The organism is Paenibacillus sp. P4_A7 (assembly GCF_056402455.1).
Genome location: NZ_JBFUHJ010000015.1, coordinates 23901 through 37950, shown reverse-complemented (window position 1 = coordinate 37950; position 14050 = coordinate 23901). Strand labels below are relative to the sequence as shown.

The 14050-nt window shown below is 43.1% G+C and carries 15 protein-coding genes; 3 read left to right on the top strand and 12 right to left on the bottom strand.

Annotated elements, in window-relative coordinates:
• Positions 1–268: 268 nt before the first annotated feature.
• Positions 269–1219 carry a sugar phosphate isomerase family gene (locus tag AC1DWN_RS04380; RefSeq protein ID WP_477557718.1) on the bottom strand — a complete coding sequence of 317 codons (951 nt, stop codon included), beginning with the start codon at positions 1217–1219 and terminating at the stop codon, positions 269–271.
• An 82-nt stretch (positions 1220–1301) separates the two neighbouring features.
• On the bottom strand, positions 1302–2012 hold the full coding sequence (locus AC1DWN_RS04375) for a PIG-L deacetylase family protein (protein ID WP_477557732.1): 711 nt from the start codon (positions 2010–2012) through the stop codon (positions 1302–1304).
• Between the two features lie 148 nt (positions 2013–2160).
• Here AC1DWN_RS04375 and AC1DWN_RS04370 point away from each other — a divergent pair, with 148 nt between their 5' ends.
• Entirely contained in the window at positions 2161–3057 is an 897-nt protein-coding gene (locus tag AC1DWN_RS04370; RefSeq protein ID WP_477557717.1) for a helix-turn-helix domain-containing protein, read from the top strand.
• Between the two features lie 93 nt (positions 3058–3150).
• Here AC1DWN_RS04370 and AC1DWN_RS04365 read toward each other — a convergent pair whose 3' ends face one another.
• The 6 genes from AC1DWN_RS04365 to AC1DWN_RS04340 form a co-directional block, all read right to left on the bottom strand.
• Positions 3151–4551, bottom strand: a complete 1401-nt coding sequence (locus tag AC1DWN_RS04365; protein WP_477557716.1) for a phytase — start codon at positions 4549–4551, stop codon at positions 3151–3153.
• A 559-nt stretch (positions 4552–5110) separates the two neighbouring features.
• Positions 5111–5554 carry an OsmC family protein gene (locus AC1DWN_RS04360; RefSeq protein ID WP_477557715.1) on the bottom strand — a complete coding sequence of 148 codons (444 nt, stop codon included), beginning with the start codon at positions 5552–5554 and terminating at the stop codon, positions 5111–5113.
• A gap of 254 nt (positions 5555–5808) precedes the next feature.
• Positions 5809–6483, bottom strand: a complete 675-nt coding sequence (locus AC1DWN_RS04355; protein ID WP_477557714.1) for a phytanoyl-CoA dioxygenase family protein — start codon at positions 6481–6483, stop codon at positions 5809–5811.
• A gap of 41 nt (positions 6484–6524) precedes the next feature.
• Positions 6525–7361, bottom strand: coding sequence for a helix-turn-helix domain-containing protein (locus AC1DWN_RS04350; protein WP_477557713.1), 837 nt, complete (start codon positions 7359–7361; stop codon positions 6525–6527).
• 138 nt (positions 7362–7499) lie between these two features.
• The gene (locus AC1DWN_RS04345) at positions 7500–7838 is read right to left on the bottom strand and encodes a hypothetical protein (protein WP_477557712.1); all 339 of its coding nucleotides are present in this window, start codon (positions 7836–7838) and stop codon (positions 7500–7502) included.
• A gap of 39 nt (positions 7839–7877) precedes the next feature.
• Positions 7878–8735 (bottom strand): hypothetical protein, encoded by an 858-nt coding sequence (locus AC1DWN_RS04340; RefSeq protein WP_477557711.1) that lies wholly within the window; start codon positions 8733–8735, stop codon positions 7878–7880.
• Between the two features lie 519 nt (positions 8736–9254).
• Between AC1DWN_RS04340 and AC1DWN_RS04335 the strand changes: the two genes are divergently transcribed.
• Entirely contained in the window at positions 9255–10673 is a 1419-nt protein-coding gene (locus AC1DWN_RS04335) for a GNAT family N-acetyltransferase (RefSeq protein WP_477557710.1), read from the top strand.
• Positions 10674–10719: 46 nt separating this feature from the next.
• On the opposite strand, the gene AC1DWN_RS04330 is transcribed toward AC1DWN_RS04335, so the two are convergent.
• From AC1DWN_RS04330 to AC1DWN_RS04320, 3 genes are read right to left on the bottom strand one after another with little or no spacing between them, the layout of a single operon-like run.
• Complete coding sequence (locus tag AC1DWN_RS04330) at positions 10720–11076, bottom strand: DMT family transporter (protein ID WP_477557709.1); 357 nt, start codon at positions 11074–11076, stop codon at positions 10720–10722.
• Between the two features lie 16 nt (positions 11077–11092).
• The gene (locus AC1DWN_RS04325; protein ID WP_477557708.1) at positions 11093–11413 is read right to left on the bottom strand and encodes a DMT family transporter; all 321 of its coding nucleotides are present in this window, start codon (positions 11411–11413) and stop codon (positions 11093–11095) included.
• On the bottom strand, positions 11407–11940 hold the full coding sequence (locus AC1DWN_RS04320; RefSeq protein ID WP_477557707.1) for a TetR/AcrR family transcriptional regulator: 534 nt from the start codon (positions 11938–11940) through the stop codon (positions 11407–11409). Before AC1DWN_RS04320 ends, AC1DWN_RS04325 begins: the two co-directional genes overlap by 7 nt.
• 225 nt (positions 11941–12165) lie before the next feature.
• On the opposite strand from AC1DWN_RS04320, the gene AC1DWN_RS04315 reads away from it, so the two are divergent.
• Positions 12166–12843 carry a DUF2306 domain-containing protein gene (locus tag AC1DWN_RS04315; RefSeq protein ID WP_477557706.1) on the top strand — a complete coding sequence of 226 codons (678 nt, stop codon included), beginning with the start codon at positions 12166–12168 and terminating at the stop codon, positions 12841–12843.
• A 235-nt stretch (positions 12844–13078) separates the two neighbouring features.
• Here the strand turns inward: AC1DWN_RS04315 and AC1DWN_RS04310 are convergent, their stop codons facing one another.
• Entirely contained in the window at positions 13079–14050 is a 972-nt protein-coding gene (locus AC1DWN_RS04310) for a zinc-dependent alcohol dehydrogenase (RefSeq protein ID WP_477557705.1), read from the bottom strand.

Here is a 14050-nt window from a genome sequence, read left to right as displayed (position 1 = left end):
CAAAGACTACCACTCCTCCTTTTTTTCCACAGTATACGACAATTGCCTTTAATTAACTATAAAAATCAAATTCCTCTTATTTCATGTAACGACAGATGGAGTATAGGCGTGAAACTTATACATTCCTATAAATGAACAAGAGAAAGAAGCCTTACCTCAGCTTAGATCAGCTCAGTCGGCTTCTTTAAAATTCACTTTATTCTAGGATTTCATAATTGTAGCTTGCCTAAAAATCCATCATTAATAGTTAACTAGACTAATTTAATGCCTAGTTAACATCCGCCTCCAGCGGACCTGCCAATTCATTGAGAAAAAAGAGCTTGCCCGGCAGTGTCGGCATATAAGTCGAAGGGAGCCATCTATCCGGCCCATGACGCAAAGTTGTCCAAAGCGAAAGCCCTTGCCACTGCATACCACGGCCTAAAGCTCCATCACAACCGCCTATGATTTTATCAGATTGCAGGAACAGGCCTGGGCCTATCGTATTCGCACGACACGGTACTAACGTTGTCCGGCTTTTGAAGCTCGTAATCGCATTCTGTTCAATCGTTAACGGATGAAGCTGCGCCCCGATCCGATGAGTCTGCTTGCTCCATTCTTCATCACTATTAAATTCAGCTCCGAAATGCGGCTCCCAGAACGCGATATGCATCATACGGCCGATTCCGAATACAGTAATCAATTCCGCGCCTTCTGCTTTTAAATTGGCGATCTTATCCGCATAGGTTGGCAATGAATCTAATGTCGCAAAATGGCGCTGATTTACAGGTACAGTCAGCTCTCCAAGCGGCCCATAGAAAGCCTGCTCCATTGCGTATTGGAAGGAGCCCTTATTATCAGACGGTAAAGTGCGTCCCTCCGCATCGCTCCATTCATCCATATTAAAGCCGTACACATGAGAACAGTCGATATTCCATTCCTTTAGAAAATAAACCGCCCATTTATACATGCCCATTGGGCCAACTGGCAAAATAAAAGCCACTTTACGTCCGTCTAGCTTACTCTGACGAATTTGCCATGCAATCTCATGCCCCATTTTCACATCAAGCTCTTGGACCTCATTACAAGAAATTAACTGAAACGACTCATTCCAAAAAGGCTGACGCTCACCGATCGTCTCTGGAGGGTTAGAGCAGCATTTATCGATCGCTTCCATATTCCAGCCGGCAGGATAGAAATTTTCCAACAAGGATCCCTGTACGGTTTGCACAAAATTCACGCTTGCCACTCTCCTATTCTATTGGTTGCTTCACTCTTATTTCACTCTTATGTGACCTATCTATCGTATCCAGCAGCTCAGGCTAAGGCAATAATCTTTCCGTCGTTAACCGCAGCCATGCTTGGCTTTGCTTAAAGCCTTCCGCATAGGCCTTACCGCATTGAAGCCCGCGGAATTTGGAAACCGTTCTGACGAAATCCAGAAAGTCGATGCCATCATGCTCGTACAGCCATTTGATCTGACTCTCATGACAATCATTCATCTGGATTTTCGTCTCGATATAATCACTAATATCTACGTACTCGGTTGGTAGAAAATTGACTCCCGCCAACGTATCCATATAATAAAGTGGAGCTACTTTATTATGGGCATCTTCACCTTCTATATGGTTATAATGAGGGACGGTAGCCGCGAAGCTCGCATCAAATACTGCACGAGATACTTCCATATGATCCTTCATATAATCCTCAGGTGGATGTGTGATGATATAATCCGGTTTAACTCTACGAATCACCTTCACAAGCTTACTGATTAACTCATCTTGATCCGACTTCACTGTCAAATCAGGAACGTCCAAGCTAATAACTTCAGCACCAATCAACTGTCCAGATTTTATGGCCTCAAGCTTTCTAATTTGTATCAATTGTTCCGACTGAATTACCTTATGCCCTTTATCTCCATTGGCCACATGAACCATCGTTACCTGATGCCCTTGCGCAGCCAGCTTCGCCAATGTTCCTCCACAGCCAATCTCTAGATCATCCGGATGACAGCCTACAGCTAATACATTCATCACAATTCACCCATTCCTTTTTATTGCTAATCTGCTACTATAAGTGTAAGCGTTCTCCTTCTACTGATCTTTAGCAAAAAGAACTTGAATAATAGCAATAAGTCCGAAAACGATAACATGTTGGTCGATTCAAAGGAGGCAATAGTCAATGAAGGATATGTACTTCGCCACTACTAAGCTTAACGAGCCGCTATCCATCAAACAGCTGGTTTCCTTCCATTATTTTGAGTTTTCTAAAGACTTCGCTTTTGAAGGAGAAAAACATGATTTCTGGGAATTCGTTTACGTAGATAAAGGAGAGCTGGAGGTTTTTGCAGATACGGAAGGCTATCGTCTTAAGCAAGGGGATATGATCTTTCACAAACCGAACGAATTTCATGGCGTCTGGGCCAATAAGAAAATTGCGCCGAATGTAATCATTTTGTCATTCATTTGTCGCTCGAAGGAAATGTCCTTTTTTGAAAATAAAATTTTCACCTTAGATGCTGAGCAGCAGGACATATTGGCGCAAATTATGAAAAATGGCTTCGTCGCCTTTACTCCTCCTTTCGATGATCCGCGGAACCATACTCTTCACAGAAATCCAGCAGCTCCTATCGGTTCGGAGCAGCTTATTAAAATATATTTGGAGATACTGTTGATTCACTTAAGAAATGCGGGCGATAAGCTGCTAAGACGAGAGCAAAGATTGTCACCTTCCATCAAACAGCGAAGTGAAGAGGATCTAGTTATCCGCATGTGCGCTTATATGGAAGAACATATATATGAAGATATTCGCCTCGAGCACATCTACAAAACTTTCAATTTAAGCAAAAGCCACGCCCTCACCCTTTTCAAAAAAAACAAGGGTGTCAGTATTATGAAATACTATCGCCATTTGAAAATACAGCTGGCTAAACGCTTCATCCGCGAACAGCGGCATACCTTCACAGAAATTGCGGAGCTGCTTCATTACGGCAGTGTACATAGCTTCTCCAGGCACTTCAAGTCGTTCACGGACATGTCGCCGTCTGAATATTTACGCACAGTTATGGCAAAGATTTAAGTCAATTACCTGGACCACATCGAAAAAAAAACAAGCTGGCATCGGATAAATACCGAGACCAGCTTGTTTTTCCAGCATCTGACTCACTGCAATTTACTTAACGCTGCGAAATACGAGTCCACGTGGATCTACTTTGTTATCCATGTACAACGATGTTTGGGCGCCTTTAGCTATTTGCTCCCAAGCTACCACTTTAAAGTTTTGGTTGAACTCCTTGTCGCCTTCCATATTGGAATCATCTTGTGCAACGAATATTCCATTAGGGAACTGCTCTCCTAGACCAAAGCTCATCACATCTATGCCATCTGTAACAGAAGTTCCATCCGTCTTGTCACCGTCTGCTATTGTGAAGCTAGTCATATATTGGTTGTTGCCTTCGCGATCGTAAATCGCATAGGTATCATTGCCTTGACTAGAAGCGATCAGATAGCCATGACCATCTGCGGCATAATACATCGTCAATCCTTCAATATCATCCTGAAGTCTGCGTCCATCCGCAATATCTACAGTAGCCAGAGCCTCCGAACCGCCGTCAGCTTCCGCATTATATTTATAAATAGCATAGTCTTCTTCTGCAATGTACATCATGCCATACTCATCATCTGCTACTAATCCTTCTGACTGAGTAGCCAGCTTGAATTCTCGAACCAGCTTGCCCTCGATTTTCCCTGTGCCATTGTCAGAAAGCTCATATTGCTCAAATTCGCCTTCTTTGCCAAGGACTAGAGCATAAAAGCGGTTCGTCTTCAAGCTGTGATAAAGGCTGAAGCCATACACTTCTTCCATTTTCGCTTGAATAGGCTTAGCTACTATATCTTTTAACTCTCCTGTTTTGCCATTAATGGCAAGTACGTCGATAGTGTTGGTAGAACGATTTGTAGCAGCTACGATATCAACCTTACCGTTTCCTAGCGGGAAATTATATCTTACATCGACATTATTCATCTTCCCAAGCTTATAATTTTGAATTTCTTTTCCTGACAAATCGTAAACGAGCATGCCTCCACCCTTATTCGTTGCAATCAGCTTAGATTCAGCTGGGTTAGCTGGATCAACCCAGATTGCCGGATCATCAGCCGCATCTTCACCGTCTTCAACGACATCCGTCTCAACCTGTGCCGTTACAGCAAAAGTAGAGATAATATCCTTAGGGTCGAGAAACTTCGAATTCTCGTTTAGAATGCTTTTGAGCAATGATGCAGGAATGTACATTTTACCCTTTACTAGCTTAATTTCATTCGATAGCTCCCCACCCTTGCCTGCTAACCGATACTCCTTTTCTCCAACGGTAAATGTGCCTGTAAGGCCATTCTTCATTTTAACCAATGCAGATCGATCATCACTATCCCAAGTGATAGACGCTTCGATTTTTTCCATCTGCGTTCGCAGAGGCTCATACMCCGTAATTGTTGTATCTGCTGCCATTGTTGTACCTGTAGGCAGTAAAATACTTGCTGATAGTAATAATGACAGTGCTATTCTTTTTGTTTTCATATACTTTCCCAACCTCTCAATCGTTAAATCAATATATTTCTATCATATAGTCGGATTGTTTAAGGAGGATTATTTGGATATGAAGAAATAGTAAATAATAAGCTGCTTGATTACGTAACAATTAGTCCCACATTACTGTGTTTTATTTCGGATGCGGACAGCAATTGCCCCTACTGGCGACGTTATTCACAATAACAATCATTCTAGTGACACATGAGGTTGTCCCCTATAGCAAAAATGGCTGTAAGCTCAAAAATCGAACTTACAGCCAACAAACTAACCAAAAAAGAGGCTTTAAGCACCAAAATCGTGCTTAAAACCTCCATTCTCGTCAAAAACCTGGCGATATCCGAGCTGTAAGCTCAAAAATCGAGCTTACAGCCCTCAAACTAGCCTAAAACTGAGCTGTAAGCACCAAAACCGTGCTTATGCATTCCTAGAGCTTTAGCTCAACAACTATCGCCGTAAGTTTGACACAACAACTCATATATGACTTGACCAGCCCTTTGGTTCCAGCAATTTTAAGGTCCGGATATTATTTAAGTAGTCCTGCCTACGCTTAGTTCTCAATAATGATATTAGCTAATTTAAGAGTAACCCCGTTTGCGATCGAGTCTCCAACTGGGCATTTGCTCTCCAAAAATTGCACAAGCTCCTCAACCTTTTCTTTTGGCGAATCAGTCTTAATTCGGAACGTATAGCGGATTTCGGAGTAACCTGGGCGTACATCTGATTTGTTGAAAAAACCATCAAGATCAAGATCGCCTTCCACATCCACTTGGAAATCATCCAATTTAACATCAAACTTTGGAGCATAGACTCTAGCGACAATAGACTGACAAGCTCCTAAGGATACAAGTAGAGCTTCCACTGGATTCATACCAGTGTCCGTACCGCCCAAGCTTTTCGGTTCATCAATCGTTAGCTCAAAATGTCTTGAAGTAGCTTTGACTTTAACTCCATCTTGTAAATGTGCAGATGCTTTGAATGTTTGAATTGCCATAATAGTTTACTCTCCTCTGTATTAATGCGTATGTTTTCAATAATACCAAGTAACTTAGTGTGATTTATTTTATTGTATGATTATTATCATATACTGTCAATTACTAGTTTAGTATAATTGGTGTCCATGTTGAAACAAAACGAGGTGTTGCAGTCATAAGCCTCCTGCAACACCTCAGTTTCGTATTCATTATCCTTTATCCTGTACACCCACTAGATAGACTGTCTTCGCACTATCGAAACCTGCGGGACCTGTTAGCCGCTCACATCAAAGGCCGCACTTGCCCAGCTGTATTCTGGGTCATCCTGAGCGCCGTCCTTGTAAGTAGAAATTAATGCCCACCTATCGTTGCCCGAAACGTTCCTATAGGAGGAATGGAACAGCAAATCGTGAAAAATGATCGCATCACCTCGAGAAGCCGGCAAGTCAATGACCTTCGTTTCATCGAAATCAGTCTTGTCTAGGCGATTGTCGAATCCTAGGCCGTCCGAAGCGTCTCCTCCGTGATGCACCGACCCGAGTAAATGAGAGCCGGGCACTACTCTCAGGCAGCCGTTCTCCGGGGTGGCATCATCCAGAGCGATCCAAACCGAAAATTTATGGCTTCCTTTCCAATAAGGATAGTCCTGATGCCACGGTGAACCGAAATCAGTTACTGCGTTCTTGAACACGAGCTTGTCGCTTAGAAAGACGACATGGTCTCCAATGATTTCTTTGAGCGCCATCACCAGTCCATGATGCGCGGCAGCCTTTTTAAATACGGTGCTTGCCACTGACAGACCGACATATACGCCCTCATTGCCTACTCCATTTCTTTCTAAAACAGCATGGGCTTCTTCCTTAAATAGCATAACTTCCTCGTTCGTAAAGAGTTGATTCAGCACCACGTAGCCGTGTTGCAGAAACTGATCCTTTTCTATTGCACTCATTGATTCGGCCCTCCTTTAATCAAACAGAGTTCTTATGATATTCACGGAGTGGAAACGTTGTTCGCCGCTCGACCATTCCAATCGTTGTAGCGGATAACCTTTGGTGATCGGCCTTTGTTTGATTTGACCATGCGAGTAAAATGGTATGACGTCTTGAATCCGCATCGTTCGGCAATTTCCCCGATAGCAAGGCCAGTCGTACGCAGCAGATCAATACCCCGTTCTACGCGATAACGCCATAAATATTGCATAGGAGTCAGCGCCTCATGCTTCCGAAACAATCGGATGAGATGACCCGGGGAAACGTTCGCAACTGCCGCCAAGTCAGCCAGTATCAGTTCCTCGTGATAGCGCTCCTGAATAAGCGACTTGATTAGTGGTATAGCGGGATGAACGGCAGATGAGGCTGCTCCAGTTCGGCATTCTGCGGCGTAAAGGCGAAACGCCCCGAGAGCCAGCGTATTCCGTACAGAGTCTCCGCCTTCAATATCCAGCTTCTGCAAGCTGACCAGAACGTCGAGCAATTGGTTCATCTGCTCAGATATCGGCAGTACGTTAGGCAGACGATCCAATTCTTCCAAAACCTCCGATTCGATCTCGTAAGTAAAGACCGTAATCCACCGGTGCCACGTTTCCGCGTTCTTATCGAAAGTGATATAAACACGTTGGCCAGGCAAGATCAGAAAAATATTGCCTGGCTGAAGCTGTGTCGTCGTGCCGTCGATATCGATGCTCATCGATCCATTATGCACTAGTACAAGCTGCAGCTCGTGCTGCAATCGCGGCCCGTAGGTGCAGCCCGGAGCATTCACGATCGTTCCCGCAAAACATTCAAGCGATTCAAAAGCTGGAAGGTTATACCCGCTAGTCGCTACCATAACACCGCCTCCACTGTTCCCAACTTCCGTACTATAAAGATAGTACAATTCGGCTTGGTTTAAAATGCACAGAAACCGCCTATTTGTGTCTGTAATGATCATAAGGTCTTTCATTCTAGAACGACAATTTTACTTCAACTATATGGAATATACCGCCTGYAGCCTTGCCAATTCATCTATCAAATCCAAGCTTTTCATTTCCTCTTTGATAACTTTGAGGATARCTTTCTCATCTTTCAGGTACTCTAAGTTATAATCGCGTATTAAAGCCAGCTTCTCAGCAGAAGATGCTGTATTTAAGTACGTTTTTAATTCTTTCATTTCTAAATCCTCATCCAAAAGCAATGCTGCATGCAGACGGCCGGCATCTGATAAATACACATTGGTTACATCCAATTTACTTTTGGTTGCAACGATGACGCGCTTCTCCCTGTCCTTCGCCGCATTTCTCGAGTACCGATACGGATCTTCGATCATTGGAGGGCTTAACCGCTCCTCCATCCGCTTAAGCACAACCTATCTATTTAATCGGTCCTTATCCGTTTCCCGAATGCCATACTGTTCTTCGATACTTTTCTCATACTCCAGCTTGTGCTTAAGATACGCTTGCTCATTTTCGTATCCACCAACAAGCAATGAGGCATCGATCATCACCATTCGGATAAACTCTCGAAGATTGCTAGCTACTACCTTGACGGGTTGGTCGAAATCCATAGGAGCAACCATAACGATCGGGGCCTCCTCTAAATCAGTAGCCGAACCGAACTCAGTCAAGATTCCAAAATGGTCACCGTCCATACCCGTTGTCCCAATTATCACGACATCAAACGGCGTATTAAAATAACTCATATAGCTAATAGATGGATTAAACCCAATAACATTCCACATATTGAAGCCTTCTCGTTCAAGCTCCTCATCCAATTCAATCAACGTCATCAWGGCTGGAGGCACTGAATATTTACCTAGGTTTACCTTGTCACTCAAATCTATATGTTCCAGCTCATCGCTAGTATCTTCATAATTCTCTTCATAATCACTATTCATGTCTGCCTGATTCGAGTCCCCAGTAGTAATGGTGAGTGTATTCGTAGGCTCGTCCCAGTCTACTAAGGCATTCGTTATTCCAGCAAGCCTGTGTGAATGGATATAAGCTGTCCCCTCGTGCATACGAATAATACCATTGCTCTCTTCATACAAATATGTACTTCTTGTCGAATCCTCTGTTGAAAATGATACGACTATGCAATCTGAATTGCCTTCCACTTGCCAGCCCATCTGTTCAAAAACATCCCGTAGCGGCAGGAATATTTTCCGGCCTTCCTTAAATGGAGCTTCACTTGACTGTAAAGGTATTCCATCAATTAGCGTAATCATACGTCCACCTTCTTTCACTCGCTCTTTTCGTCTTTATTTATTGTCTTTTTGTATTTTAAATAGCCGGCGATTGAGACAGTTAAATTTAAGATTCCGGAAATCATAAAAAGTATAAGAAAGAATATTTGAATGAAAGAAGGTGAAATAAATCCATTCCCCACAGGTCCAGTTTTTGGCTGACTGAAATCCCATAAGACATACAATAATGCACATAAACAAAATACAAATAAAGCAGCTGAGGCCACTATATATAGTAGATGCCTTGCCATCTAATCCCTCCAACCCAATTGTATAAAACAATTATAACCGAACTGGCATCTTGATAATATTGGATATTTTACAGATAATAATAAACGGGATAAGGCATACCAACGGAACATTTATATATATGCTTATCCCTAATACGTTCAAAAGGAGTGATGATGTTTGAAAACAAACCATTATACGATGAAGCCTGTGAGAGGTAGCTATTTGTAATTAAAAAGACACCTCTCATTAGACATGGGAGGCAAACAGGACATGATGTATTTAAGGAACATGGTGCTTGGAACGGCAAACAACTTAGCTGCCACACAAATGCTTAAGAATTGGGAGCATGATGCAGAGTCGTTAACCTTTTGGAGAGCCAGCAGCAATTTTATTTATGTATTTCAGGTTAATGGGAAGCCGCATTATTTGCGGTTTATTCATGAAGAAGATAATTCAATCACAAACATTCAGTCTGAGCTTGATTTTATGCTCTATTTAATAGATAAAGGCTTTGCTACTGTGACACCTGTTCGTTCTATTCACGGTAATTGGATAGAGTCGATTTCAACTGAGAATGGTCGTTACTACGGGGTTGTGTTTGAACAAGCAAAAGGCGAGTCTATTTCTCTTGWACAGATGTCGAGCCACCATTTTGAGGAATGGGGTCAATCGCTCGCAAGCCTGCATCTTTTATCCGAATCGCATACATCCGATGCAATCTCCCGAAAAAGCTGGGTAGACGCACTGGATTTTATATTATCTGTATTGCAAAACCATCCGCAAGAGCAAGAGGCGCTTAAAGAACACGAACGTCTTAAAGCTTGGCTGACCGCGCTCCCATCAGATGGAGGCAATTACGGACTTATCCATTATGATTTTGAGACAGACAATGTCTTTTATATGAAAGAGGAGTCACGCTTTAGCGCCATAGATTTTGATGACTCTATGTATCACTGGTTTATGATGGATATTACATCCACACTATCTGATTTGATCGAACAAAATGATAGTGAGTCCAAACGAAATATTCAACATTTTATTAGCGGATATACATCTGTAAAGCATCTTGATAATTGCTCCTTGGAGATGATTCCTAGATTCCAGAGATTTGCCGACCTTTATTCATTCGCTCGATTGCTTCGTTGTATGGAAAATATGGACGATTTGCCCCATCTTCCTGAATGGGTCAATCCACTCAAGCAAAAATTGCTCAATGGATGCGATCAAATTCGAAGTGAGTTCAAACCATTCATGGAACTGAAGCAGATTTCTGGAAACAATTGGTACGCTTGCACGCAACTAGAGGTGACCGATGAGCAGAAGTCTGTTTTTCCGGTACCTATGGTATATTGGCTCGCTGAGTCTGCCTATTGTGGAATGACTCCTCTTGCTTTATACGCAGATGGAGAACTGGTTGGATGCTCCGTATATGCCGTTGATCCTGACGACGACAGCTATTGGATAATGGCGTTTATGATCGACAAAAAGCATCAAAATAAAGGTTTTGGCAGAGCTGGCATGAATGCTTTGGTTCATTTTATAGAAAAAGAACATTCATGCGATAAAATCGTGCTAGGTCATCGACCAGAGAATGAACGTGCTTCGGACCTCTATAGAGCTCTAGGGTTTATAGAAGTGGACCGAGATAACACGGAAGTAATACGAGAACTGGTATTTCCGAAGCATTAAATAATAGCAGCTGCCCTTTCAACGGGTGGCTTTTTTATACTTTCAACTACCCATTAGCAGTTACAGCAGCTGGCTCTTCTTCTCTTTTAGATTTGTTCATAATAACGATACCCAATATTATCAGTACAAGGGCAATGGCTTTCATTAAACTCATATGCTCTTGAAAAAGGAAAACGCCAATTAATGCAGTAAAAGCGGTACCCACACCAGACCAAATGGCGTAAGCAGTTGATAACGCGATCTTTTTCAATGCAAAGCTTAAGCTTGTGAATGAGATTAGAAAGCCAACAATAACACCGATTGATGCCCAAACGACTGTGAATCCCTCAGATAACTTGAGCATGGTGGTACCAAATGATTCAAATACTATGGCGATACTTAAATAAAACATGGCTTGCTTCATAGCTTTCATCCCCTGCCTATTTCTCCAGATTGAGCATAACGATCCCAATAATTAATATCACTAAACCTATCACAAATTGCTTGTTAATTTTCTCTTTGAAAAAATACATACCAACCATGACAGTAAATATCGTGCCGASCCCGCTCCAAGTCGCATAAGAAAGACCTAATGGCAGATCTCTTAACGCCAGTGAAAATATATAGAACGACGCGCAATACCCAACAACCACTCCGGTAGTTGGAAGCATCTTAGAAAAGCCATTAGACAGCTTCATCATTGAAGATCCGAATACCTCTAAAACTATGGCTGCAAGTAATAATGAATAAGCAACTAACATCCCTTTTCCCCCTCAATCATCTCCAAAAGAGCCTTTAACACACGTGCCTGCTCCTCATTGCTTAGCGGGTCTAGGTTAAACATTTTCGAAAATAGAAGGCCATCACATACGAGGCGCAATATCATTCCCTTTTCAAAAGGAATCTCTTCTTCACTCGCCTTTTGCCGAAACCTCTCATATTCAGGCTCCCACATATGCAGCAGCTCTTTATTGTTTGCAACTGCTGCCAACAAGCTWAAATCAGCACTCAAATCATCTGCATAGTTAACGGGGTTAAATGACGCTTTCACATAGGACTGAACATAGCTGCCGTTCTTTTCAAATTCCTCATCAACTAAGCTCTGAAACTCACTTACATTTTGTTCATTTAGTCCCTTAATCAAATTTTCTTTAGTGCTGAAATGATACAACAATCCGCCTTTGCTAACTCCTGCCTCAGCTGCAACTGCCTCTAGCGTTAAACTGTTTAATCCTTTTTTTTGCACAACTCTTGCTGCAGCTGCAAGTAAATCCGTTTTTTTTATCATAATCAAACCCTCATTTCATACCGTCTGGACGGTTTTTATTATATAACTTAAACTACCATAATTCAACTTCTTACTTATAAAAAAATTGTAAATTCAGGAGCCTCTGTAACAAGATCCTACCCGACCTCCGTCGGGGCGAGTGCTCCGCCGGAAGCCGCTTGAAGCAGATTCTGCTCCATGATAAATTTTATTTAGTAATTATTTACAATAGGAAGTGTGGGTTGAATGATGACTAATCAAAGAAAAGCGAGACGTCCATGGGCATTTGGCATTTTGGCTTTCCTCGCGATTGCAATTGGAGCATATGCATTAGTTCTTTACGGATCACCCGATGGAATTAAGGAGCAATTTTTCGTCACGGAAAAGGGAGCTTTACCTGACCTGTGGTACATCGTATTATGGGGGCACGCCGTCTCCGCAGGTATAGCGCTCACTATCGGCTGGCTTCAATTTATCAAGCGGCTTCGCCAAAGAGCGCCAAACATTCATCGCATGATCGGTTATATTTATTCCGTAATGATTGTTATTGGCGGCATTACCGGCCTCTACTTAACCTACTATGCGGACGGTGGCTGGATTGCGAAAGTTGGATTTGGCACTCTGTCGATTCTATGGTTATACACACTCATACGCGGTCTTAAAAGCATAATCGTCGACCATGACCAGATTGAGCATGGCCGTTGGATGGTACGCAATTATGCTCTCTCCTGTGCTGCAATTGCTCTCCGGTTGTATACCCCACTGGCAGCCGTACTTTTAGGACTTACCGATACAAATGATACCTTCGCCGTCATCGCATGGATTTGTTGGGTCCCAAATCTATTGCTAGCTGAGCTGCTTATCCGTGGTAAAAACCGAACAAACAACAGGTTTCCAGCGGCAAGCCATAAATCGAAGCTTTAAAATTCATATACAAGCTTTTGCTTCCTATCAATTGGTACTTTGCCAAATTCTTGAGAACATCTAAACCCAACTTACTGAGATCGTTGGTGCCATACGTGATCGATACGACGGGGAGAATTGTAACTCATGAAAAAAAGAAAAGAAGCCATACCGGAGTAGGCTTCCTGGGTTTGTATGGTTGGTGCGGCCAAAAGGACTCGAACCTCCACGTCATTGCTGACACTAGAACCTGAATCTAGCGCGTCTGCCAATCAAGAATAACAAACTGCTCCTTAACCTTCCTATCTGCCAGATCGTTATAAATTTCATTCGCTTGCCAAGGCGATACCTTGCGCATTAGCTGTGTCGTATCCAATAACCCTTCCGCAAGCCACCTCATGCCCTTATGGATGTTATCAAAAATTCCTTGGGGTTGAAATAGATCAGAGTGCAACGGAATCTCCCACTCCCATCCGCTTCGGACAATAGCATACTGGTGAAAAATAAGCGATAGCAGTTCGTGTGCATACGATTCCGTGTTCCGTTTCCATGGCACGCCTACGAGCACAACCTCCCCTTTCCTGCGGACAATCCGGCAGCCATTCAGCGCTGCTGATTCATGACCGGAGCATTCAAGAACAAGCGCCACTCGCCCCTTCCATTCTGGGTCATCAATGGGCGGAGTCGCAAACACATGCGCGATGCCGGATGCCTTCACCATTTCCCGACGGTCGGGGTCGGGCTCGCACACGATCACTTCATAACCGCATCTCTTGAACAGATGTGCAGCCAGAAAACCGACCGGCCCCGCTCCAGTAATGAGCACCAGCTCACCCGGGCGGGCTTGTGTTGTCATTAATGTCGTCATGCTGACATTCATCAATCGCGATAGCACCGCGAGATCAGCGGTAATTCCTTCGGGAAGCTTAATCGCTTGACTCTCCAATATGTGCTGCCAGCTTTGATGAGGACCCATAGACATGACAACATCACCGGTTTTTAATGTCGTTACATTTTCACCTACCTGATCTATTCGAAACACGGCTGCGTAGCCCGGAATACTAACCAAATCGGATTCCGACGTAAACCCAGAACTTAGTTCCGTCCCAGGGCTAATCAATGAACAAAGTGTTTGCCCCATTACATACCCGGCTTCACACTGAACGGGCCGGGGATGCTCGGCTAGCTCCGCCTGACGATTCCCTATAAAATTTATTGCATATTCCAT

Coding starts and splice junctions, on each gene's coding strand:
- AC1DWN_RS04375 (WP_477557732.1), bottom strand. CDS start 2,012: ATGAATGTATTAGCTGTAGGCTGTCATCCGGATGATCTAGAGATTGGC.
- AC1DWN_RS04360 (WP_477557715.1), bottom strand. CDS start 5,554: ATGGCAATTCAAACATTCAAAGCATCTGCACATTTACAAGATGGAGTT.
- AC1DWN_RS04370 (WP_477557717.1), top strand. CDS start 2,161: ATGAAGGATATGTACTTCGCCACTACTAAGCTTAACGAGCCGCTATCC.
- AC1DWN_RS04350 (WP_477557713.1), bottom strand. CDS start 7,361: ATGGTAGCGACTAGCGGGTATAACCTTCCAGCTTTTGAATCGCTTGAA.
- AC1DWN_RS04355 (WP_477557714.1), bottom strand. CDS start 6,483: ATGAGTGCAATAGAAAAGGATCAGTTTCTGCAACACGGCTACGTGGTG.
- AC1DWN_RS04310 (WP_477557705.1), bottom strand. CDS start 14,050: ATGGAATATGCAATAAATTTTATAGGGAATCGTCAGGCGGAGCTAGCC.
- AC1DWN_RS04315 (WP_477557706.1), top strand. CDS start 12,166: ATGATGACTAATCAAAGAAAAGCGAGACGTCCATGGGCATTTGGCATT.
- AC1DWN_RS04330 (WP_477557709.1), bottom strand. CDS start 11,076: ATGAAGCAAGCCATGTTTTATTTAAGTATCGCCATAGTATTTGAATCA.